Raw genomic sequence first — 21859 nt, 5'->3', positions numbered from 1 at the left:
TATCAGCAGGCTTTGATGTTGCTTGCGCTTGAGGCTTTTTTCACAGGAAAAGACATGAGCAAGAAAATTCTGGTTCTCCCGGGCGATGGAATCGGTCCGGAAATCGTTGCCGAGGCAGTCAAGGTGCTGGAGTTGGCCAGCGACAAGTATGATCTGGGTGTCGAGTTGAGCTACGACGACCTGGGTGGTGCAGCCTATGATCGTTACGGCACGCCGCTGGCCGACGAGACCCTGGAGCGGGCGCGTCAGGTCGATGCCATCCTGCTCGGCGCGGTGGGTGGTCCCAAGTGGGACACCATCGACCCGGCGCTGCGGCCCGAGCGCGGTCTGCTGAAGATCCGCTCGCAGCTGGGGCTGTTCGGCAACCTGCGTCCGGCACTGCTGTATCCGCAACTGGCCGAGGCCTCCACGCTCAAGCCCGAGGTGGTGTCCGGGCTGGATATCCTCATCGTCCGTGAGCTGACCGGTGGCATCTACTTCGGCCAGCCGCGTGAGCGCCGTGTGCTGGACAATGGCGAGCGCCAGGCCTACGACACGCTGCCCTACAGCGAGAGCGAGATTCGCCGCATCGCCACCGTCGGTTTCGACATGGCCCGCCTGCGCGGCAAGAAGCTGTGCTCGGTGGACAAGGCCAACGTGCTGGCTTCCAGCCAGTTGTGGCGGGAAGTGGTGGAAGAGGTGGCCAGGGACTATCCGGACGTCGAGCTGTCGCATATGTACGTCGACAATGCCGCCATGCAGCTGGTGCGGGCGCCCAAGCAGTTCGACGTGATCGTCACCGACAACATGTTCGGCGATATCCTGTCAGACCAGGCCTCCATGCTTACCGGCTCCATCGGCATGCTGCCGTCGGCTTCGCTGAACGAGCAGAACAAGGGTATGTACGAGCCCTGCCATGGCAGTGCGCCGGACATCGCGGGGCAGGGCATCGCCAACCCGCTGGCGACCATCCTGTCGGTCTCCATGATGCTGCGCTACAGCTTCGCCGAGGCTACTGCGGCTGATGCCATCGAGCAGGCCGTCAGTCAGGTGCTGGATCAGGGCCTGCGCACCGGTGATATCATGGCTGCAGGTTGCCGTCAGGTCAGCACCCGGGAAATGGGTGACGCCGTGGTAGCGGCACTGAAAAACCTGTAATCTGTCGTATTGCTTATTTGTACCCGGCGCTGCCGGGTACATTTGTCGAGAATTTTCACCCCATGGGGGTCTGCAGTTATGAAACAAGTTGGTTTGATCGGCTGGCGGGGCATGGTGGGTTCGGTGCTCATGCAACGTATGCGTGAAGAGAATGACTTTGCTTCCATTGATCCGGTTTTCTTCACCACCTCCAACGTGGGTGGCACCGGTCCCGATATCGGCAAGGATATTCCCGCGCTGAAGGATGCTTACGACCTTGAAGCCCTCAAGCCGATGGATGTCATCATTACCTGCCAGGGCGGCGACTACACCCATGAGGTCTATCCCAAGCTGCGTGCCGAAGGCTGGAAAGGCTACTGGATCGACGCCGCCTCGGCGCTGCGCATGGAAGATGAAGCGGTCATCGTGCTGGACCCGGTCAACCGCCGGAATATCGACCAGGCGGTGCGTGATGGCATCAAGACCTTCGTCGGTGGCAACTGCACCGTCAGCCTGATGCTGATGGGGCTCGGTGGGCTGTTCGAGAACGGCCTGGTCGAATGGATGACCGCCATGACCTACCAGGCGGCCAGTGGCGCCGGTGCGCAGAACATGCGCGAGCTGATCACCCAGATGGGCAGCATTCACGGCGCGGTGGCCGATCAGTTGGCCGATCCGGCCAGTGCCATCCTGGATATCGATCGCCAGGTGGCGGCGACCCTGCGTGACGACGGCTTCCCGGCCGAGAACTTCGGCGTGCCGCTGGCTGGCAGCCTGATCCCGTGGATCGACAAGCAACTGCCCAATGGCCAGAGCCGCGAAGAGTGGAAGGCCCAGGCCGAGACCAACAAGATCATCGGTCGCAGCGGTCGTCCGATCCCGGTCGATGGTATCTGCGTGCGGATCGGCGCGATGCGCTGCCACAGCCAGGCGCTGACCATCAAGCTGAACAAGGATGTCCCGCTGGCGGATATCGAGGCCATGCTGGACGCGCACAATCCCTGGTCCAAGGTAGTGCCGAACGAGAAGGAAGCCAGTGTCCGTGACCTGACTCCGACCGCCGTGACCGGAACCCTGAAGGTGCCGGTGGGGCGCCTGCGCAAGCTCAACATGGGCTCGCAGTACCTGTCGGCCTTCACCGTCGGCGACCAGCTGTTGTGGGGCGCGGCTGAGCCGCTGCGCCGCATGCTGCGGATCCTGCTCGAGGGTTGAGTCGTTTCGGCTGGTGAGGTAATGGGGCATCCCTGCCTGGCGGGGATGCCCCTTGTTTTTTGTGGATTCGGATTCGATTGGAAAATGCCCTATGAGCAAGACCCGTGATGTAGCGTTGGTGGGAGTGAGTGGCCTGGCAGGGGAAACACTGCTCAATGTGCTGGATGAGCAGGAGTTCGCCTTCGGGCAGATCCATCTGCTGGATACCGAGGAGCGTGCCGGTGGGCGGCCGATGCTCAAGGGGCAGAGCCAGCGGGTGGAAGTGCTGGAACGCTTCGACTTTTCCCGGGTCGCCCTGGTGCTGTTCGCCGATGCGCAGCTGGCTGCCGCCTGGGCGCAGCCCGCCGTGGATGCCGGTTGCCTGGTGGTGGATGCCTGTGGCGCGTTCCGGCATGAGGCGGATGTACCGCTGGTGGTCGCCGAGGTCAATCCGCAGGCGCTGGATGGTGTGGGCGTACGCGGCATCGTCGCCTGTCCCGATGCCCAGGTGGTACAGACCCTGGTCGCCTTGCAGCCGCTGATCGGCGAGGCCGGCCTGCAGTCGGTGACGGTGGCGACCTACCAATCGATGTCGACCCAGGGTAATGATGAAGTCGAGGGCCTGGCGCTGCAGACCGGCCGCCTGCTCAATGGCCAGCCGGCGGAGAAGGGTACGTTCGACAAGCAGGCGGCGTTCAACCTGATTCCGCGTATCGGTGAGGCCGATGAGGATGGCAGCAGTACGGTGGAGCGGCAGCTTGCCGACGATGTCCGCCGTATCCTCGAATTGCCGCAATTACCGGTATCGGCTACCTGCGTGCTGGTGCCGACCTTTTTCGGCAGCGCCCAGGTGATGCAGATTCGTACCCGTGATCCACTGACGGCCAAGCGTGCCGCGACCCTGCTGCGCAAGGCCTCCGGCGTCAAGCTGCTCGACAAGCCCGCCGCCGGCGGCTATCCGACGCCGGTCAGCGATGCTACCGGCAGCGACCAGGTCTGGGTGGGGCGCTTGCGCCAGGATTCTTTCGATCCGCTCAGTATCAGCATGTGGGTGGTGTCTGATAATCTTCGAAAAGGTGTCGCACTTAACAGTCTGGCTGTCGCTGAGTTATTGATAAAAGACCATTTGTAATCGATACTTGCTGCTGATTTGTAACAGGCAGTTCAGGTATTGGCCGGGTAAGCATTGATTTTGCGCCCGACCGATTTCAGGTTGCCGGTTGCCGGGCTCAGGCCGGTAGTGCGGTGATGGGGTTCATGGACGCGTGTAAACGATAAAAGCAAAGGATCTTCGCTATGGTTCGCAAACTGGTTTTGGCTGTCGCCGCAGCTAGTGCCCTGATGTCATCCAATATGGTCCAGGCGCTGGGGGTTGGGGAAATCAACCTGCGGTCGGCGCTGAATCAGCCGCTGGATGCCGAAATTGAGCTGCTGCAGGTCCGCGATCTGACCAGTAGTGAAATTCGTTCGGTACTGGCCTCGGCCGATGATTTCGGCAGGGCTGGCATCGACCGCTCGTTCTTTCTGACCGACCTGACCTTCACTCCCATGGTCAGGCCGGACGGCAAGGCCTTCATCAAGGTCACCTCCAGTCGCCCGGTCAAGGAACCCTACCTGAATTTCCTGATGGAAGTGCGCTGGCCTTCGGGCCGGGTACTGCGCGAGTTCACGCTGTTGCTGGACCCGCCGCTGTACCAGCCGACCCCAATCACCGCCAGCGCCGCGGCAGCGCCACCGGCCTCGACCACCTCAGGTACCTTGAACCGACCCACCGCTTCGGCACCTGCGCCGGCGCCGTCTGCCAGCGCGCCGGTTCAGCGCGCCGCGCCAGCAGCCCCGGCGGCCGCCGCGAGGGATGGACAATGGCAAACCAATCGCGCCGATACCCTGTGGGGTATCGCGCTGCAGACCCGGCCGCAGGGTGCCAGCGTGCACCAGACCATGCTGGCCATTCAGGACCTGAACCCCAATGCTTTCATCGGCAACAATATCAATAACCTCAAGGCCGGCCAGACCCTGACCCTGCCGACTGCCGAGCAGGCCGCCGTGCGCAGCCGTGCCGAGGCGGTAGCGCAGGTCGGCAGCCAGACGGCTGCCTGGCAGAACCGCCAGCCAGCCGCCGAGCCGGCACCGCGGCAGCTGGATGCGCGGGAGCGCAGCGTTGCCGGTGATGCCCCTGCGCAAACCCGCAACGGCGATTCCCTGCGCCTGGTGGCTGGCACGGACGAGGCCAGTGACAACAATACCGACGCTGCCGATGGTCAGAATGGCGGCCTGCGCGATGCGCTGGATCGGACCAAGGAGCAACTGGATTCAGCCGAGCGCGAGAAGGCCGAGCTGAATGAGCGCATGGCGGATATCCAGGGCCAGCTGGAGACGCTGCAACGCCTGCTGGAGCTGAAGGATGCCCAGCTGGCGGCGCTGCAGCAGGAGTTGAGCGGCAATAATGACGAGCTGCCCGATATCCTGCCGGTGCCGGAGGAGAAACCGGCGGCCGACGAGACCATCGCGCTGGACCTGCTGGAGCAGCCGCTGGAAACCGACGGCCTGCCGGGCGAGGATGTTGCGGCCGGGTCCGACGCGGAGAGGGACGAAGGGAATGAAGACGCTGCCGACAACGACGAACAGCTTGCCGTAGTGCCTGCCGTCGCGCCGGCCAGCGAGGTACCGCCGCCTTCCTCGAATGGCGGTCCGGCACCGGTGGAGCCGACGCCGGCCGCGCCGGCTGTCGTGCAGCCTGCTGAGAGCAGCTCGCCTGAGGCATTGCTGCAGCGCTTCATGCAGAACCAGAGCCTGTTGCTGGGTACCGGGGCGGTAGCACTGCTGGTGCTGTTGCTGATCCTGATGGCCATCGCGCGACGCAATGCCCGCCGCGAAGCTGAAGTGATGGACAATTTCATGGCCCAGCCGGTGGCTGATACGGCTGCCGATGAAAGCGATGACTTCAACGTGGCGCTGCAACAGGATGGTATGGATATCGACCGCGATCCGCTGACCGAGGCCGATGCGTTGATCGCCTATGGCAAGCTGGATGAGGCGGCCGAGGTGTTGCGCTCGGCTATCGAGCTGGAGCCGCAGCGTACCGATCTGCGCCTGAAAATGATGGAGATCGAGGCGCTGCGGGAAAACCCGCAAGGCTATGCCGAGCAGGCGCAGGCGCTGCGCAGCCTTGGTGTTGACGGCGCTGCGGTGGAAATGATGCATGCCCGCTATCCATTGATGGCCGCCGGCCTGATGACCGGTGCCGCCTTGCTGGATATCGGTGAGGCTGCCGAGGACGCCGAGGAAGATGAATTGGAAGAGCTGTCCGACGCCGATGTCGTCGCTGACAGCATGGAGCAGCCGGTGCTGCCGGATACCGAGATCGAGGAGTTCGATTTCAACGACTTCGGCCTGGAGGAGGAAACCGCGGCTTCCCTGGCTGACAATGGCAATGTCGAAGACGAACTGGGCTTCGATCTGGATTTCGACCTGGACGAGGAGCTGCCTGCACCTGCTGCGGAGCTTCTGGAAGAGACTTTCGATATGCCAGAGCCAGAGCCAGAGCCAGAGCCGGAATCGCCGGCGCTGGCCGAGGCATCGACCGATGACTTCGACCTGGCCCTGGATGACGAGTTGCAGGCGGACAACCTGCTTGCCGAGTTCGAGGCGATGGGTCTGGCGGATGCCGAAGAGCAGGGTGCCGCCAACGATGCCGCGGTCGAGACGCTGGCAGGGGATGACAGCTTCACCCTGACCGATGATGACCTGGCCGGTTTCGAGGCGCAGCTGCAATCGGCCATGCAGGCCGAGCAGGGCGTCGAGCAGGAGGATGCCGTGCCTGCCGGCTTTGCCACCACCGCCAATGAGGACCAGATGAGCGCCGATGGCCTGGATGAAGATTTCGACTTCCTGTCCGATACCGATGAATGTGCCACCAAGCTCGACCTGGCCCGCGCCTACATCGATATGGGCGACGAGGAGGGCGCGCGTGATATCCTTGCCGAAGTGGTCGAGGAAGGGAGTCAACAACAGCAGCAGGACGCTCGCGAAATGATGGAGCAACTTGGCTGATACATGAGTAGTACGAATGAAGATGCGGCCGCCCCCGGGGCGGCCGCTGTTGTTTCACGGGTGGCTGCCTGCCTCGAATACAGCGGCACGGCCTATCGCGGCTGGCAACGCCAGCAGCCAGGGGTGCGCAGCATCCAGGAAGAGGTGGAGAAGGCGCTGTCGCGGGTGGCTAATCATCCTGTCCAGCTGTTCTGTGCCGGGCGTACGGACGCCGGAGTGCACGCCGCCTGCCAGATCATTCATTTCGACAGCACGGCCCGGCGTTCGCCGGACAACTGGTTCCATGGGGCCAATGCCAATCTGCCGCACGACATCAGTCTGGTCTGGGCCAAGCCGGTGGGCATGGACTTTCATGCGCGCTTTTCAGCAATGGCCCGGCGCTATCGTTATGTGATCTACAACGATCCGGTGCGTCCGGCCCAGCTCAATCGCGAGGTGACCTGGAACTACCGGCCACTGGATGTGGAACGCATGCAGGAGGCGGCACAGGTACTGGTCGGGGAGCATGACTTCACCTCCTACCGGGCCACGGCCTGCCAGGCCAAGTCGCCGGTCAAGACCATTCACCATCTCAGGTTGATCCGTTTCGGCAAGTTCATCGTGCTGGATATCCGAGCCAATGCCTTCCTGCATCACATGGTGCGCAATATCGCCGGCGTGCTGATGCAGATCGGTTGTGGCGAGCGGCCGATCGAGTGGGCGGGGGAGATATTGCATGCGCGTAATCGCCACACCGGTGGCTTGACCGCGCCGGCGTTCGGCCTGTACCTGGTGGATGTGACCTACGCCGATCACTTCGAGTTGCCGCAGCGCTACATGGGGCCGCATTTTCTCGCGCCGCTCAATGAGCTGGACTGACGCCGCGCAGCCCGATCTGCTACTATCGTCTGCTTTGATTATTCAAGGTATCCAGCTTGTCCATGGCGCGCGTCAAAATCTGTGGCATCACCCGCATCGAGGATGCACTGGCGGCTGCGCGTGCCGGGGCTGATGCTATCGGCCTGGTGTTCCATGCCGCCAGCCCACGGGCGGTGAGCATCGAGCAGGCCAGGGCCATTGTGCAGGCGTTGCCGCCTTTCGTTACCAGCGTCGGGTTGTTCGTGGATGCCAGCGAAGAGCGCATCCGCCAAGTGCTGGAGCAGGTGCCGCTGGACATGCTGCAATTCCATGGCGATGAGCCGGATGCCTTCTGCCAGCGGTTCGCACGCCCCTATCTGAAAGCCGTGCGAGTGCGTGCCGGGGACGACCTGGACGTGCTGGCAAGCCGCTGGCCGGGTGCTCAGGGCATCCTGCTGGACAGCTACAAGCCCGGCGTGCCGGGTGGTACCGGAGAGACTTTCGACTGGTCCATGATTCCTGCCCAACGCAGCTGGACGCTGATTCTGGCCGGTGGCCTGCAGGCGGACAATGTCCGCCAGGCCATCGACCTCACGGCGCCCTGGGCGGTGGACGTCAGTGGTGGTGTCGAGGCCGCCAGGGGGATCAAGGATATCGCCAAAATCAACGCTTTTATTCAAGAGGTGAAGCGTGTCTGATTCAAATTCCATTGATTACACCAGCGTGCCCGATCAGCACGGTCACTTCGGTCCCTACGGTGGCCGCTTCGTCTCCGAGACGCTGATGGATGCACTCGATGAGCTGGAGGCGTTGTACAACAAGCTGTCCGGGGAGCCGGAATTCCAGGCCGAGTTCGATCGCGACCTGGCGCACTATGTCGGTCGCCCCTCGCCGCTGTACTTTGCCGAGCGCCTGAGCGCCAGGATCGGTGGTGCGCAGATCTGGCTCAAGCGCGAGGACCTGAATCACACTGGTGCGCACAAGGTCAACAACACCATCGGCCAGGCGCTGCTGGCCAAGCACATGGGCAAGCCGCGGGTCATCGCCGAGACTGGTGCCGGCCAGCACGGTGTGGCCACGGCTACGGTGGCTGCACGTCTGGGCCTGAAGTGCCAGGTGTACATGGGCGCCGAGGACGTCAAGCGCCAGGCGCTGAACGTCTATCGCATGAAGCTGCTCGGTGCCGAGGTGATTCCGGTGACCTCAGGCTCGAAGACCCTCAAGGATGCGATGAACGAGGCGATGCGCGACTGGGTGACCAATATCGACGACACCTTCTACATCATCGGTACCGTGGCTGGCCCGCACCCGTACCCGCAGCTGGTGCGTGACTTCCAGTGCGTGATCGGCCGCGAGGCCCGGGAACAGTGCCTGGCGCAGGCCGGTCGCCTGCCCGATGCACTGGTGGCCTGTGTCGGCGGTGGTTCCAATGCCATCGGCCTGTTCCATCCGTTCCTGGAGGACCAGGATGTTGCCATGTATGGTGTCGAGGCCGGTGGTGACGGTGTGGAGACCGGGCGTCACGCGGCGCCGCTGGCTGCCGGCCAGCCGGGCGTGCTGCATGGCAATCGCACCTATCTGATGGCCGACGAGAATGGCCAGATCATCGAGACCCACTCGGTGTCCGCCGGCCTGGATTACCCCGGTGTCGGGCCGGAGCACAGCTGGCTGAAGGATATCGGTCGGGTCAACTATGTGGATGCTACCGATACCGAAGCCCTGGCGGCGTTCCGTGAGCTGACCCGTATCGAAGGCATCATGCCGGCGCTGGAGTCCAGCCATGCGGTGGCCTATGCGATGAAGCTGGCGGCGACCATGCGTCCGGACCAGATCATCGTGGTGAACCTGTCCGGTCGTGGTGACAAGGACATCCATACCGTCGCCGGCATCGATGGCATCAGCATTTAAAGGATCAGACATGAGCCGAATTGAACAATGTTTCGCCGCGCTGCGTGCCGAAGGCCGCAAGGCATTGATTCCCTATGTCACCGCCGGTGACCCGAGCCCGGAGATGATGCTGCCGTTGATGCACGAGCTGGTCGAGGCCGGTGTCGATGTGATCGAGCTGGGTGTGCCGTTTTCCGATCCGATGGCCGACGGCCCGGTGATCCAGCTGGCGATGGAACGGGCCCTGGCGCACAACGTCAGCCTGCGCGATGTGCTGGATATGGTGCGCGCGTTCCGCACCACCAACCAGACCACCCCGGTGGTGCTGATGGGCTATCTGAACCCGATCGAGAAGATGGGCTACGAGGTATTCGCCGAGCAGGCGGCGCAGGCCGGTGTCGACGGCGTGCTGACCGTGGACCTGCCGCCGGAAGAGGCCGAGCAGGTGGCTCCGCTGTTCCGCCGGCACGGCCTTGACTGCATCTTCCTGCTGGCACCGACCACTACCCTGGAGCGTGCGCGCAGAATCTGTGAGCATGCCAGTGGCTATGTCTACTATGTTTCATTGAAAGGTGTGACCGGATCGGCTGCTCTGAACGTCACCGAGGTAGCAGAAAAACTGGAACAGCTGCGCAGCGTCACCGATCTGCCGATCGGTGTCGGTTTCGGGATTCGTGATGGCGCCTCTGCCGCTGCGATTGCCGGCGTGGCCGATGGAGTGGTGGTCGGCTCCGTGCTGGTCAACCAGATTGCCGCCAATGTCGGTGATCTCGAACAGGCCCGTGCCGGCATCACCGCGGTCATTCGCGATATGCGGGCAGCCATGGATCGCTGAGCGATCGGACATATTGGTCAAAGCAGACAACAGATAAGGATTGGCAATGAGCAACTGGCTGGTGGATAAACTGATTCCTTCCATCGTGCGTTCCGAGGCGCAGAAGAGCAGTGTACCCGAAGGATTGTGGCGCAAGTGCCCCTCCTGCGACGCGGTGCTGTACCGTCCCGAGTTGGAAAAAAATCTGGATGTCTGCCCCAAATGCAGCCATCACCTGCGCATCAATGCGCGCCGTCGCCTGGACATCTTCCTGGACGCCGATGGCCGCAGCGAGATCGCCGCTGAACTGGAGCCGGTCGACAAGCTCAAGTTCCGCGACACCAAGAAATACAAGGATCGCCTGACTGCGGCACAGAAGGAAACCGGTGAGAAGGATGCGCTGGTAGTGATGCAGGGCTATCTCAAGGGTATGCCGCTGGTGGCCAGTGCCTTCGAGTTCAACTTCATGGGCGGCTCCATGGGCAGTGTGGTGGGTGCGCGCTTCGTGCGCGGCGCCGAAGTTGCCCTGCGCGAGCGCATTCCCTATGTGTGCTTTCCCGCGTCCGGTGGTGCACGCATGCAGGAAGCGCTGTTCTCGCTGATGCAGATGGCCAAGACCAGTGCGGTGCTGGCACGCCTGAAGGAAGAGGGCATCCCTTTCATCTCGGTGATGACCGATCCGGTATACGGTGGTGTCTCGGCCAGTCTGGCGATGCTGGGTGATCTCAACGTGGCCGAGCCCAATGCGCTGATCGGTTTCGCCGGCCCGCGGGTGATCGAGCAGACCGTGCGTGAGAAGCTGCCGGCCGGTTTCCAGCGCAGTGAGTTCCTGCTGGAGCACGGCGCCCTGGACATGATCATTCCGCGCGCGGAAATGCGTGACCGTCTGGCCTCTATCCTGGCCATGCTGACCAGCCAGCCGTCGCCGGTTGTCAGCGACATGGGTGACCTGGATGTGCCGGGCGCAGCCGAGGAACTGGCTGGCCAGCCCTGATGCGTGACCTGGACCTGGCCGCCTGGTTGCGGCTGCTCGAAGGGCTGCATCCGGCGGAAATCGACATGGGCCTGGGGCGGGTCGCCGAAGTGGCTTCGCGCCTGGCCATCACCACGCCCGCGCCGCTGGTTTTCACCGTCACCGGAACCAATGGCAAGGGTTCGACCTGCGCCGCCCTGGACAGCCTGCTGCGCCAGTCCGGGCGGCGCAGCGGCTGTTACTCTTCACCGCACCTGGTGCACTACAACGAACGCGTCACCATCGATGGCCAGCCGGTCAGCGATGCTGACCTGTGCCAGGCGTTCGCCGCCATAGATCAGGCCCGGGCGGAGATTTCCCTGACCTACTTCGAGTTCGGTACGCTGGCCGCCTTATGGCTGTTCCAGCGTGCCGGACTGGATGCGGTGGTGCTGGAGGTTGGGCTGGGTGGACGCCTGGACGCGGTGAATATCGTCGACGCCGATGTGGCGGTGGTCACCAGCATTGGCCTGGACCACAGCGATTACCTGGGTGATTCACGCGACTCGGTGGGCTACGAGAAGGCTGGCATCCTGCGCCACGGGCGCCCGCTGGTATGCTCGGAAACCGATCTGCCACCACGCTTTGTCGGGCAGGTACGGCGGCTCGAGGTCGGCATGCTGCAGCGCGGCCGGGACTATGCTTGGCAACCGGCTGCACAGGGCGCATGGCGATTGTTCGGCAACGATGGTCGCCAGCGTCGGGACATCGAGTTGCCGCCGGTGCGTTTGCCGCGGGACAACCTGTGTTCGGCGCTGCAGGCATTCTGGGCAGCTGGCCTGGACATGCCCGATGATCAGATCCGCACTGCCCTGGTGGCCGCGTTCGTGCCGGGGCGCCTGGACCAGCGGCTGGTGCAGTGGAAGGGGCAGGCGCGCAGGCTGCTGCTGGATGTCGGGCACAATCCGCAGGCGGCAGCCTTTCTGGCCGCGCACCTGCAGGCCGAGCCGGGTCGCCGGCATGCGGTATTCGGCCTGCTGTCGGACAAGGATCTGCCGGGTATCGTGCAGCCGCTGCAGGGCCATTTCCAGTCCTGGGCGGTAGCACCGCTGCCGAGCCCGCGCAGCCGCGATGCCGAGTCCCTTGCCCGGGAGCTGGGCGCCGCTGGTGAGCAGGCCCGTGCCTGCAGCTCCATAGGTGAGGCTATCGCTCAGCAGCTGGATGATACTCCCGGTGACGCGGAAATCGTTATTTTCGGGTCGTTTTTCTGTGTCTCTGAGGCCATACTCTGGCTGAATGCTCAAACCAGCGGAGACAAATGATGGACGAAGGCCTCAAGCAGCGCATCATTGGTGCCTTGGTGCTGGTGGTGGCGGCGGTGATATTCCTGCCGATGCTGCTATCCGGACAGGACGAGACCGTACAGGTCGAAGTGGAGGTGCCCGCCATGCCGGTGCCGTCCGAGGGTGAGATTGTCGCGGCGCTGCCGCCGACGCTTCCCGAGCCGGCAGTGGTGCCGGAGATTCCGCCGCCCGCGGTGGAGGACGATGTGCCCCCGGCCGTGGTCAGCGCACCCGTTGCGCCACCGGCCAGCGAGCCTGTCACCAGGCCGCCGGCAGCCGAGCCGGCACCGACGACCAGCGAGCCGGCGCCCGCGACCGGCGGCTGGGTGATCCAACTGGCCAGCTTCTCCAGTACCGAGAATGCCGAGAGCTTCCGCAAGACTCTGGCAGACCAGGGCTACAACGCCTATACACGCTCGGCGCAGTCGGGCGGCAAGACCATAGTGCGCGTCTATGTCGGCCCCCTGGCCAACCGCGATGGCGCTACCCGGGTGCGTGACGAGCTGGAACGGCGGCACAAGAGCAAGGGGCTGGTGGTGGCCCATGACGACAGTACCGGGGCGCGTTGAGCTATACGGCATGGATGCCATTAGCGCAGATTGCCTGTTTCGATGTGGTACTTGCCTCTGGTAGAATACGCTTTTCGTTATTGGGTGCCTGACCGTGACACTAGCCGGCGTTGACTGGGCGATAATCGCTGTAATTGCCGTCTCCGCTCTGATCAGTCTGACCCGGGGCTTTGTCAAGGAAGCGCTGTCGCTGCTGACCTGGGTTATCGCCGGGCTGGTGGCCTGGCTGTTCGGTGGCGCGCTGGCGGATCTGCTGGTCGACTACATCGACACACCATCCATTCGTGTCATTACGGCTTGCGCCATTCTGTTTGTGCTGACCCTGATTCTCGGTGGTCTGATCAACTATCTGATCGGGCAACTGGTCCTGGTGACCGGGCTGACCGGTACCGACCGTTTTCTGGGTATGGTTTTCGGTGCGGCGCGTGGTGCGCTGCTGGTGGTCGTGGCCGTCGGCCTGCTGAGCCTGGCTCCGGTGGAGGCAGACACCTGGTGGCGCGAATCGACGCTTATTCCTCATTTTCTCCTTGTGGCGGATTGGTCAAAGAATCTCATTCTCGGGCTCTTCGGTCGCTGATGCCGGTGCGTTCCACCGCTGCCGGTGTTTTCCATTTCAACGAAAGAAGGTGATTAGCCATGTGTGGCATTGTTGGCATAGTAGGCAAGTCGAACGTCAATCAGGCGCTCTATGATGCCTTGACCGTCCTGCAGCATCGCGGCCAGGACGCCGCCGGCATCGTGACCTGCGATAATGACCGTCTGTTTCTGCGCAAGGACAATGGCCTGGTGCGGGATGTCTTTCATCAGCGCCATATGCAGCGGCTGGTTGGCAACATGGGCCTGGGCCACGTTCGCTACCCGACCGCCGGCTCGTCGACCTCGGCCGAAGCACAGCCCTTCTATGTGAACTCGCCCTACGGCATCACTCTTGCGCACAACGGCAACCTGACCAATGTCGAGCAACTGTCCAAGGAGATCTACGAGTCGGACCTGCGTCACATCAACACCAACTCCGATTCGGAAGTGCTGCTCAACGTATTCGCCCATGAGCTGGCCGGCGAAGGCAAGCTCAAGCCAACCGAGGAAGACATCTTCAAGGCCGTACGCGCGGTGCACAAGCGCTGCCGTGGCGGCTATGCGGCACTGGCCATGGTCACCGGCCATGGCATCGTCGGTTTCCGCGATCCCAACGGCATCCGCCCGATCGTCTATGGCAAGCGTGACACCGAGAGTGGCGTCGAGTACATGATCGCCTCGGAAAGCGTCGCGCTGGACGTGCTGGGGTTCGAGACCATCCGCGACCTGGCCCCCGGCGAAGCGGTGTTCATCACCGTGGACGGCGAACTCTTCACCCGCCAGTGCGCCGACAATCCCAAGTACGCACCATGCATTTTCGAGCACGTCTACCTGGCGCGCCCGGATTCCATGATTGATGGCATCCTGGTGTACAAGGCGCGCCTGCGCATGGGCGAGAAGCTGGCGGAGAAGATCCTGCGTGAGCGCCCCGAGCATGGCATCGACGTGGTCATTCCGATTCCGGATACCAGCCGTACCTCGGCGGTCGAGCTGGCCAACCGACTGGGCGTGAAGTTCCGCGAGGGCTTCGTCAAGAATCGCTACATCGGCCGTACCTTCATCATGCCCGGCCAGGCCGCACGCAAGAAGTCGGTGCGCCAGAAGCTCAATGCCATCGAACTGGAGTTCCGCGGCAAGAACGTGCTGCTGGTAGATGACTCGATCGTGCGCGGCACCACCTGCCGGCAGATCATCCAGATGGCCCGCGAGGCCGGAGCGAAGAATGTCTATTTCTGCTCGGCGGCGCCAGCGGTTCGCTACCCCAACGTCTATGGCATCGACATGCCCTCGGCCCACGAGTTGATCGCGCATAACCGCAGCACCGATGAGGTGGCCGAGCTGATCGGTGCCGACTGGCTGATCTACCAGGATCTGGATGACCTGGTCGAGGCGGTACGCGAGGGCAACCCGGCGATCTCCGAATTCGACTGCTCGGTCTTCGACGGCGAGTACGTGACCGGTGATATCAACGAGGCGTACCTGGGCCGGATCGAGCAATCGCGCAACGACGCAGCCAAGGCGCTGACCAATGTCGACAACGCGGTCATCGGCCTGCACAACAACTGATTGGCCCGGGGAGGCGCACATGACATCCGAATGGCAAGCGGGGCGGCTGGACAGCGATCTGGACGAGGCGGGATTCGATACCCTGGCGGTACGTGCCGGCCAGCAGCGCGGACCTGAGGGCGAGCACGGCGAAGCGCTGTTCCTCACCTCCAGCTACGTATTCCGCAGTGCCGGCGATGCCGCCGCCTGCTTTGCTGGCGAGCGCGCCGGCAATGTCTATTCCCGCTATATGAACCCGACCGTGCGTACCTTCGAGCAGCGTATTGCTGCCCTGGAGAATGCCGAGCAGGCGGTGGCCACGGCGTCCGGCATGGCGGCCATCCTGGCCACGGTGATGAGCCTGTGCAGCGCCGGGGATCACATCCTGGTATCGCGCAGCGTATTCGGCGCTACGGTCAGCCTGTTCGACAAGTACTTCCAGCGCTTCGGGGTCGAGGTGGACTATGTCACCCTGGCCGACCTGGAGCAGTGGCGAGCGGCCTGCAAGCCGAACACCCGGCTGTTCTTCGTCGAGTCGCCTTCCAACCCGCTGGCCGAACTGGTGGATATCCGCGGCCTGGCCGCTGTGGCCCGGGAGCAGGGCGCGCTGCTGGCGGTGGATAACTGTTTCTGTACCCCGGCGCTGCAGAAGCCGCTGGACCTGGGAGCGGATATCGTCATCCACTCGGCCACCAAGTACATCGACGGCCAGGGCCGTTGCCTGGGTGGGGTGGTGGCTGGCCGCAAGGAACACATGCAGGAGGTGGTTGGCTTCCTGCGTACCGCCGGGCCGAGTCTGAGTCCATTCAACGCCTGGGTATTCCTCAAGGGGCTGGAGACGTTGCGCCTGCGCATGGCGGCGCACTGTGCGGCAGCGCTGCAATTGGCCGAATGGCTGGAACAGCAGCCGCAGGTCGAGCGGGTCTACTACGCCGGCTTGCCCAGCCACCCGCAGCACGAGCTGGCGAAGGCGCAGCAGTCGGCCTTTGGTGCGGTGGTCAGTTTCGAGGTGGCTGGTGGTCGTGAGGCAGCATGGCGTTTCATCGATGCCACCCGCCTGCTCTCCATCACCGCCAACCTGGGTGACGCCAAGAGCACCATCACGCACCCGGCCAGTACCACCCATGGCCGCCTGAGCGCGGAAACCCGAGAAGCGGCGGGCATTCGCGAAGGGCTGATTCGCCTGGCGGTCGGTCTGGAGGAGGTCGCCGACCTGCGTGCCGATCTGCAGCGCGGACTGGATGCCGCTCGCGGCTGAGTAGGCCCTGGGGAGCTAGCTGATTCGCTCCCCGGCTTCACTCAGCGTGATGCGGTTGCGGCCTCCGGCCTTGGCTTGATACAGGGCGCGGTCGGCTTCCTCGATCAGCATGGGATAGCCCGGCATATCTGCTCGCAGGCAGGCCACGCCGACACTGATGGTGCACGACAGCGTCTGCCCCTCATGGTCGATCCTCAACCGCTCGATACCACTGCGCAGGCGCTCGGCGAACTGGCCGGCGCCCTGCAGGCCGGTATCGGGCAGCAGCACGACGAACTCCTCACCGCCGTAGCGGCCTGCATAATCGGTTTCACGGGCCATCTGCCGGGTTATTTCGGCGACGCGGCGGATGACCTCATCACCGGCCCGGTGACCGTGGGTGTCGTTCAGGCACTTGAAATGATCGATATCGAACATCACCAGGCTGGCCGGACTGCTGTAACGGGTATGCCGGGCGAATTCGTGTTCCAGGCAGCTTTCCCAGTGACGCCGGTTGAGCAGGCCGGTCAGGCCGTCGCGCAGTGCCAGCTCCTGCAACTGGGTATTGGCCGTTTCCAGTTGCAGCTTGTTGATCGCCACGTTGGTCACATCGTAGATGATCAGGCAGACGTGGTCGGAGCTGGAACTGACCGTGCGCAGGGGCAGGATGGTGACATTCTGGTACATCTCGTCGGCCTGCCCGGTGATCGGCTGATAACTCTGGAAGCGCACCAGCCAGGGGCGCTGTTCCCAGATGGTGAAGGCCCGGGTACCGAGCAGCAGGGCGGTCTCGACCTTGTGGGTGAACCAGGTGCGGTCGATCTCCGGGAACAGCTCGAGCAGTGATTGTTGGGCGACCTGGCTGGCGGGCTTGCCGGAGTGATTCTCCATGAAGCTGTTCCAGACCTGGACCCGATAGTCCCGGTCCAGTACCACCACACCGACATCAATGCTCTGGACCACATCCAGCAGCCAGTGCAGTTCGCTGATATCAAACAGGTTGGACATGGTGGCTCATCGTCTCGCGCAGGGTGTCAGTTGATCAGCAGCTCGATCCGCTGCTGCAGCTTGGGCACCGAATCCTCGGTGAACAGCAGCATCAGGTCGAACTGGATGTCGTGGTTTTCCAGGGCATAGCTGATCTCCACCGCCAGGGTCCGCTTCCAGCGCGGGCGATTGAGGCGGATCAGCTCATCGATCGTGCAGTGCTGCCCGAGTACCAGTGGATGCCCCTGGGACAATTGCATGTCCAGCTGTTCGGACAAGCCATTGAGGCAGGCACCGATGATGATGGTCGCCAGGTCCAGCTGCAGCTCCAGGCGCGAACTGCTGTCCAGTCGATTGTTCAGCAGGCTGGCCACATCGCTGATTTCGGAGTCGTGGAAGATCAGCAGGGCTTCCCCGGCGATGCCACTGCCGATATAACCCTGGCAGATTGCCGAAACACGCTGGTTGCCCTGGGCATCGGCCAGTGCCATCTGCAACTCGCCGACTTCGAGGATATTGACGTTGGGTATCGGCAGGCGAATGAACACATCCAGCACCCGCCCCAGCAGCTCGGCGGCGCGGCCCATGGCAATGTTCGCCACTTCGCGGAGCGCATCGCGGAAGTTGACCGACGGCAGCTTGTGCGGCGGTGACAGGGCACCCGTGGAGGCCGGCGGCCGCATCCGGTTCAGGCCGAGCAGGGCGGCTTCCAGCTTCTGCGGGTCCACCGGTTTCTTGATGAAACTGTGCGCACCCAGGGCCTTGGCCCGGCGTATGGCTTCTTCCTGGACGTCGCCGGAGACCACGATGACATCGGCCTGGAGGCCTTCTTCGCGCAGGCGTGCGAGCAGGCCGAAGCCGTCCAGTTCAGGCATGGTCAGATCAAGCAGGACTATCTGGCCACGGCCAGCGCGAATCGCCTCCAGCCCGGCCAGGCCGTTGTCGGCCTGGCTGATCTGGAATGGCCAGTGGGCGGGCAGGCAGCGAATCAGCTGCTTGCGAGCCATGTTCGAGTCGTCGCATACCAGCAGCGGTATGGCATCCTCCACAGACTATCCTCTTGGTATCCCTGCCTGAAGGCATAATGACACCAGGTGAGGCAATATGCCACCTTGATTGGATGACAGTTGCCCTGATTGTGAGACATTTTTCACATATCCGACATTCTCGGCTTTCGTTGCCTTGAGCTTGTCGCTAGCTTGAACATCGCCGCAGGGAAGCGCGTTGTCAGTCGATTTGGTTGAGGTTTTCTCCCTTGATGTGCGGTGCATCCAATTCAACGAGGAGAGAAACCATGAAAACCATCATTGCTGCTGTAGTGCTCAGTCTGTCCGCCTGGCTCGCCATGCCGGTGTTTGCCGAGACGACCGCCGAGCCCCTGGTCACAGTGAATATCAATGACGCCAGCGCCGCGGAAATCGCCGAAACGCTGAAGGGCATCGGGTTGGCCAAGGCCGAGGCAATCGTCGCCTGGCGACAGGACAACGGTTCGTTCGAGTCGGTCGAGCAACTGCAGGTGGTCAAGGGGATAGGCCCGGCGACCATTGAAAGAAACCGCGAGCGTATCATCCTGGAGTAAACATCCTGGGGGGGTAGCGCCCCTGCGCTACGCCTGCGATACCTGCAGCCCCCTCATTTCATGTCTTCAGACGACCGACGGCCGCATTGAGCTGGTGTGCCAGTGCGGCAAGCTGCTCGCTGGTGGTAGCGCTCTGCACTGTCTGCATCACGGTTTGTTCAGTGACGTCACGGATCTGAATGACACTCTGGGTGATGGCTTCGGCGGCCACACTCTGCTGTTCCACCGCTGAGGCAATCTCGCTGTTGCCATTGCTGATCTGACTGACCGAGGTAGTGATGTCGGTCAGCGAATGCCCCGCCTGTTCCACCTGCTCGACCGATTCATGGGTCAGCCGCGCGCTGTCCTGCATGTCCGCCACCGCATCATGGGTGCCGCCCTGCAGCGCCTCGATCATGCGCTGGATCTCATCGGTGGAGTTCTGCACCCGCTGTGCCAGCGCGCGCACCTCATCGGCGACCACGGCGAAGCCGCGACCCGATTCGCCGGCCCGCGCCGCCTCGATGGCAGCATTGAGCGCCAGCAGGTTGGTCTGCTCGGCGATGTCGCGGATCACCCGGACCACACCGCTGATTTCCTGGCTGTGGCCTTCCAGTGTCTGCATATGCCGCGTGCAGCGTTCGATGCTGGCGGCCAGACCGGTAATGGTCTGGCTGACGCGTACCACCTGATCGCGACCTTCGCGGGCCAGGGCATCCGCCTGGCTCGACTGATCGCGGGTCACTGCGGTGTTACCGGCGATGTCCTGAACCGTGGCGCTCATCTCGTTGACCGCAGCAGCGACCATATCGGTCTCGCCCTGCTGGGTCACCATACCGTCCTTGACCCCGCTCATCAGCCGGGCCATTTCATCGGTACCCTGTTCCAGCTGGCTGGCGGCCAGGCGCACGGTGCCCACCACCTCCTGCTGGGCACTCTGCATGGCATTGAACGCCTGGGCCATGGCACCGACTTCGTCACGGGAGCCCACCTTGGCGCGCAGGGTCAGGTCACCGGTCTCCTGGACGGTGAGCATGACATCGCGCAGGGCGCGGATATTGCGGGTGATGAAGGAAATCAACAATTGGGAAACGGCCAGCACGCCGAGCATCAGCACCAGCACCACCAGCGCATACAGCGGGGCCCGCTCAAGCAGCAAGGCCAGGTACTGCTGTCGTTCCACCGCCAGTAAGCGGGGCTGGCCTTCACTCTGCAGCGACCAGGCACCGGTCAGCTCGTCGGCAGCGGCAATACCCAGTTCGCTTGCCGGAATCCAACGTGCAGAGCCGGTTGCCTGGCTGCCGGCGGAGGTCGAGGTCAGCCAGCGTAGCCCGGACGGAGCAGCACTGGTGGAGGAGAGCTGGATCATGTCCCGCGCCAGGTCCTGGCGTACCAGATGGATACGGTCCTGCTCCACCCAGAGAGCGACCAATACCAGCAATATGGTGCTGACAAAGGTGACGCTGTTGACAGCCCAGAACTTGTACTTGAGCTGCAGATGCTGAAAAAACTCCATGTGGGCTCCTAGTGTCGCGACCGTGCAGATTATATGTCCTCTGGCTCTGTATCGGTTGACAGCCGTCAATCTTGACCCTGTTTGATGAAATACCTGTGGCGCTGTGCCATGCCGATAAAAAACGGCGGTCGTGCACATTGGGCGAAAGTTGCAGCCCGCGGCACAAAGCTGCTCGGTTATACTTCGCCTTGGGGGCTGCCAGGCCCAGTTAAGGAACCGATATTTTATGACGCCAACCGAGGCTCAACCTCTCATCATCGATCAGAACTCCGTTCTGGCGGACTGTTGTCGCCAATGGCTGCAGTTACCCTTCGTTGCGGTGGACACCGAGTTCGTCCGTACCGAAACCTTCTTTCCCATCGCCGGTCTGATCCAGGTCGGTGATGGTGAGCGCGCCTTCCTGATCGATCCGCTGACCATCACCGACTGGTCGCCGCTGGTGGCGCTGCTGCAGAGCCCGGACGTGGTCAAGGTGCTGCACGCCTGCAGCGAGGATCTGGAAGTGTTCCAGCACCTGTGTGGCGCATTGCCGGCGCCACTGTTCGATACGCAACTGGCGGCTGCCTACCTGGGTATGGATTTCTCCATGTCCTATTCACGGCTGGTGAACGATCTGCTGGGTATCGAGTTGCCCAAGGAGGAGACCCGTTCCGACTGGTTGCAACGCCCGCTCAGTACCCGGCAATTGCAATATGCCGCCGATGATACCGTGCATCTGGCGCAGATCTACCAACTGCTGGCACCGCGCATTGCCGCGGCAGGCAAGACCGAATGGCTGCTGGAGGACACCGCCGAGCTGGTAGCCTCGGCCCATGTGATGGTGGAGCCGGAGCAGGCCTATCGCCGGGTCAAGCAGGCCTGGCGGCTCAAGCCGGCCGAACTGGCCATCCTGCAGGTGCTGTGTGAGTGGCGCGAGCGTGCGGCACGGCAGCGGGATGTGGCGCGCAATCGCCTGGTGCGCGAAGCCACCCTGTGCCCGCTGGCGCAGCGTCAGCCCGACTCGCTGCAGACCCTGGCGCGCCTGGATGACATGCACCCGCGCACCGTGCGCCAGGATGGCCAGGCGATACTCGACCTGATCCGCCAGGGCCAGGCGGTACCGCCGGCGCAGTGGCCGCAGCCAATGCCGGAACCGCTGCCGGCCGACGCCAACCGATTGCTCAAGACCCTGCGCAAGGTCGGGCAGCGGCACGCCGAGCGCCTGGGCATGGCCAGCGAACTCATGCTGCGCAAGAAGGTGCTCGAAGCCATGGTCCGCACCGGCTATCCCTGCGGCCCCTACCGCCTGCCGGAGGAGCTGACCGGCTGGCGGCGCGAACTGATGGGTGAGGAACTGCTGGCGCTGGCCAACCAGTTCTCCAGCAAGGAGGTCTCCGCATGAAGGTGTTGTGCTCGATCTACCGCAGCCCACGCAAGCCGGGCATGTATCTGTACGTACCGCGGGAAAAGGGCGTCAGCGACGTGCCGGAAGCATTGCTGAAACTCTTCGGCAAGCCCGAACATGCCATGGACATGGTGCTGACCGAGCAGCGCAAGCTGGCCAGGGAGGACATCCTGCAGGTGCTGGACAACCTGAAGAACCAGGGTTACCACCTGCAGATGCCACCACAACAGGAAGACTGGATCGTGCATCTGCCGGATGAGCTGTTGACGCGCAACGATCCGGTTTGATGTACGG

20 protein-coding genes are annotated in these 21859 nt (G+C 63.1%); 17 read left to right on the top strand and 3 right to left on the bottom strand.

The genetic code is table 11. The features are described 5' to 3' along the window. The first annotated feature begins 54 nt into the window (after window positions 1-54). The 14 genes from leuB to H6X51_RS05960 all read left to right on the top strand — a co-directional run bounded on the left by leuB (window position 55) and on the right by H6X51_RS05960 (window position 16141). The gene (leuB, locus tag H6X51_RS06025; RefSeq protein ID WP_185266613.1) at window positions 55-1137 is read left to right on the top strand and encodes a 3-isopropylmalate dehydrogenase; all 1083 of its coding nucleotides are present in this window, start codon (window positions 55-57) and stop codon (window positions 1135-1137) included. Window positions 1138-1215: 78 nt separating this feature from the next. Next, entirely contained in the window at window positions 1216-2328 is a 1113-nt protein-coding gene (asd, locus tag H6X51_RS06020; RefSeq protein ID WP_185266612.1) for an aspartate-semialdehyde dehydrogenase, read from the top strand. A 91-nt stretch (window positions 2329-2419) separates the two neighbouring features. After that, on the top strand, window positions 2420-3439 hold the full coding sequence (locus tag H6X51_RS06015; RefSeq protein ID WP_185266611.1) for an aspartate-semialdehyde dehydrogenase: 1020 nt from the start codon (window positions 2420-2422) through the stop codon (window positions 3437-3439). Window positions 3440-3603: 164 nt separating this feature from the next. After that, window positions 3604-6360 carry a FimV family protein gene (locus H6X51_RS06010; protein ID WP_185266610.1) on the top strand — a complete coding sequence of 919 codons (2757 nt, stop codon included), beginning with the start codon at window positions 3604-3606 and terminating at the stop codon, window positions 6358-6360. Between the two features lie 3 nt (window positions 6361-6363). Next, the gene (gene truA / locus H6X51_RS06005) at window positions 6364-7218 is read left to right on the top strand and encodes a tRNA pseudouridine(38-40) synthase TruA (RefSeq protein WP_185266609.1); all 855 of its coding nucleotides are present in this window, start codon (window positions 6364-6366) and stop codon (window positions 7216-7218) included. A 56-nt stretch (window positions 7219-7274) separates the two neighbouring features. After that, a complete protein-coding gene (locus tag H6X51_RS06000; protein ID WP_185266608.1) occupies window positions 7275-7895 on the top strand; it encodes a phosphoribosylanthranilate isomerase in 621 nt (206 codons plus the stop codon). After that, complete coding sequence (gene trpB / locus H6X51_RS05995; RefSeq protein WP_185266607.1) at window positions 7888-9105, top strand: tryptophan synthase subunit beta; 1218 nt, start codon at window positions 7888-7890, stop codon at window positions 9103-9105. Before H6X51_RS06000 ends, trpB begins: the two co-directional genes overlap by 8 nt. Window positions 9106-9115: 10 nt before the next feature. Continuing rightward, complete coding sequence (gene trpA, locus H6X51_RS05990) at window positions 9116-9919, top strand: tryptophan synthase subunit alpha (protein ID WP_185266606.1); 804 nt, start codon at window positions 9116-9118, stop codon at window positions 9917-9919. Between the two features lie 46 nt (window positions 9920-9965). Then, window positions 9966-10892, top strand: coding sequence for an acetyl-CoA carboxylase, carboxyltransferase subunit beta (gene accD, locus H6X51_RS05985; RefSeq protein ID WP_185266605.1), 927 nt, complete (start codon window positions 9966-9968; stop codon window positions 10890-10892). After that, the gene (gene folC / locus H6X51_RS05980) at window positions 10892-12172 is read left to right on the top strand and encodes a bifunctional tetrahydrofolate synthase/dihydrofolate synthase (protein WP_185266604.1); all 1281 of its coding nucleotides are present in this window, start codon (window positions 10892-10894) and stop codon (window positions 12170-12172) included. The genes accD and folC overlap by 1 nt, the downstream gene beginning before the upstream one ends. Continuing rightward, window positions 12169-12762 (top strand): SPOR domain-containing protein, encoded by a 594-nt coding sequence (locus tag H6X51_RS05975; protein WP_185266603.1) that lies wholly within the window; start codon window positions 12169-12171, stop codon window positions 12760-12762. The genes folC and H6X51_RS05975 overlap by 4 nt, the downstream gene beginning before the upstream one ends. A gap of 94 nt (window positions 12763-12856) precedes the next feature. Beyond that, on the top strand, window positions 12857-13339 hold the full coding sequence (locus H6X51_RS05970; RefSeq protein WP_185266602.1) for a CvpA family protein: 483 nt from the start codon (window positions 12857-12859) through the stop codon (window positions 13337-13339). A gap of 59 nt (window positions 13340-13398) precedes the next feature. Then, window positions 13399-14904, top strand: a complete 1506-nt coding sequence (gene purF, locus H6X51_RS05965; RefSeq protein WP_185266601.1) for an amidophosphoribosyltransferase — start codon at window positions 13399-13401, stop codon at window positions 14902-14904. Between the two features lie 19 nt (window positions 14905-14923). Continuing rightward, window positions 14924-16141: an O-succinylhomoserine sulfhydrylase gene (locus tag H6X51_RS05960; protein WP_185266600.1), complete on the top strand. Its 1218-nt coding sequence runs from the start codon at window positions 14924-14926 to the stop codon at window positions 16139-16141. A gap of 15 nt (window positions 16142-16156) precedes the next feature. Here the strand turns inward: H6X51_RS05960 and H6X51_RS05955 are convergent, their stop codons facing one another. Both H6X51_RS05955 and H6X51_RS05950 read right to left on the bottom strand, forming a co-directional pair. Further along, entirely contained in the window at window positions 16157-17128 is a 972-nt protein-coding gene (locus H6X51_RS05955; RefSeq protein WP_185266599.1) for a sensor domain-containing diguanylate cyclase, read from the bottom strand. A 26-nt stretch (window positions 17129-17154) separates the two neighbouring features. After that, window positions 17155-18156: a response regulator gene (locus tag H6X51_RS05950; protein ID WP_328795625.1), complete on the bottom strand. Its 1002-nt coding sequence runs from the start codon at window positions 18154-18156 to the stop codon at window positions 17155-17157. Between the two features lie 245 nt (window positions 18157-18401). Here H6X51_RS05950 and H6X51_RS05945 point away from each other — a divergent pair, with 245 nt between their 5' ends. Continuing rightward, window positions 18402-18686, top strand: a complete 285-nt coding sequence (locus H6X51_RS05945) for a ComEA family DNA-binding protein (RefSeq protein ID WP_185266598.1) — start codon at window positions 18402-18404, stop codon at window positions 18684-18686. A gap of 58 nt (window positions 18687-18744) precedes the next feature. On the opposite strand, the gene H6X51_RS05940 is transcribed toward H6X51_RS05945, so the two are convergent. Continuing rightward, window positions 18745-20181: a methyl-accepting chemotaxis protein gene (locus tag H6X51_RS05940; protein ID WP_185266597.1), complete on the bottom strand. Its 1437-nt coding sequence runs from the start codon at window positions 20179-20181 to the stop codon at window positions 18745-18747. A gap of 226 nt (window positions 20182-20407) precedes the next feature. On the opposite strand from H6X51_RS05940, the gene rnd reads away from it, so the two are divergent. Both rnd and H6X51_RS05930 read left to right on the top strand, forming a co-directional pair. After that, entirely contained in the window at window positions 20408-21562 is a 1155-nt protein-coding gene (gene rnd / locus H6X51_RS05935; protein WP_185266596.1) for a ribonuclease D, read from the top strand. Next, entirely contained in the window at window positions 21559-21852 is a 294-nt protein-coding gene (locus H6X51_RS05930; RefSeq protein WP_185266595.1) for a YcgL domain-containing protein, read from the top strand. Before rnd ends, H6X51_RS05930 begins: the two co-directional genes overlap by 4 nt. Window positions 21853-21859 lie beyond the last annotated feature (7 nt).

Origin of the sequence: Halopseudomonas xiamenensis (assembly GCF_014219065.1) — a bacterium.
In the GTDB taxonomy this organism is placed as follows: domain Bacteria; phylum Pseudomonadota; class Gammaproteobacteria; order Pseudomonadales; family Pseudomonadaceae; genus Halopseudomonas; species Halopseudomonas xiamenensis.
The sequence above is the reverse complement of the archived record's forward strand: the minus strand, read 5'-3'. Positions and strand labels throughout refer to the sequence as shown.

Coding starts and splice junctions, on each gene's coding strand:
- leuB (WP_185266613.1), top strand. CDS start 55: ATGAGCAAGAAAATTCTGGTTCTCCCGGGCGATGGAATCGGTCCGGAA.
- purF (WP_185266601.1), top strand. CDS start 13,399: ATGTGTGGCATTGTTGGCATAGTAGGCAAGTCGAACGTCAATCAGGCG.
- H6X51_RS05955 (WP_185266599.1), bottom strand. CDS start 17,128: ATGTCCAACCTGTTTGATATCAGCGAACTGCACTGGCTGCTGGATGTG.
- H6X51_RS06015 (WP_185266611.1), top strand. CDS start 2,420: ATGAGCAAGACCCGTGATGTAGCGTTGGTGGGAGTGAGTGGCCTGGCA.
- folC (WP_185266604.1), top strand. CDS start 10,892: ATGCGTGACCTGGACCTGGCCGCCTGGTTGCGGCTGCTCGAAGGGCTG.
- H6X51_RS05940 (WP_185266597.1), bottom strand. CDS start 20,181: ATGGAGTTTTTTCAGCATCTGCAGCTCAAGTACAAGTTCTGGGCTGTC.
- trpA (WP_185266606.1), top strand. CDS start 9,116: ATGAGCCGAATTGAACAATGTTTCGCCGCGCTGCGTGCCGAAGGCCGC.
- H6X51_RS05945 (WP_185266598.1), top strand. CDS start 18,402: ATGAAAACCATCATTGCTGCTGTAGTGCTCAGTCTGTCCGCCTGGCTC.
- accD (WP_185266605.1), top strand. CDS start 9,966: ATGAGCAACTGGCTGGTGGATAAACTGATTCCTTCCATCGTGCGTTCC.
- truA (WP_185266609.1), top strand. CDS start 6,364: ATGAGTAGTACGAATGAAGATGCGGCCGCCCCCGGGGCGGCCGCTGTT.
- H6X51_RS05930 (WP_185266595.1), top strand. CDS start 21,559: ATGAAGGTGTTGTGCTCGATCTACCGCAGCCCACGCAAGCCGGGCATG.
- H6X51_RS06010 (WP_185266610.1), top strand. CDS start 3,604: ATGGTTCGCAAACTGGTTTTGGCTGTCGCCGCAGCTAGTGCCCTGATG.
- H6X51_RS05975 (WP_185266603.1), top strand. CDS start 12,169: ATGATGGACGAAGGCCTCAAGCAGCGCATCATTGGTGCCTTGGTGCTG.
- rnd (WP_185266596.1), top strand. CDS start 20,408: ATGACGCCAACCGAGGCTCAACCTCTCATCATCGATCAGAACTCCGTT.
- H6X51_RS05960 (WP_185266600.1), top strand. CDS start 14,924: ATGACATCCGAATGGCAAGCGGGGCGGCTGGACAGCGATCTGGACGAG.
- asd (WP_185266612.1), top strand. CDS start 1,216: ATGAAACAAGTTGGTTTGATCGGCTGGCGGGGCATGGTGGGTTCGGTG.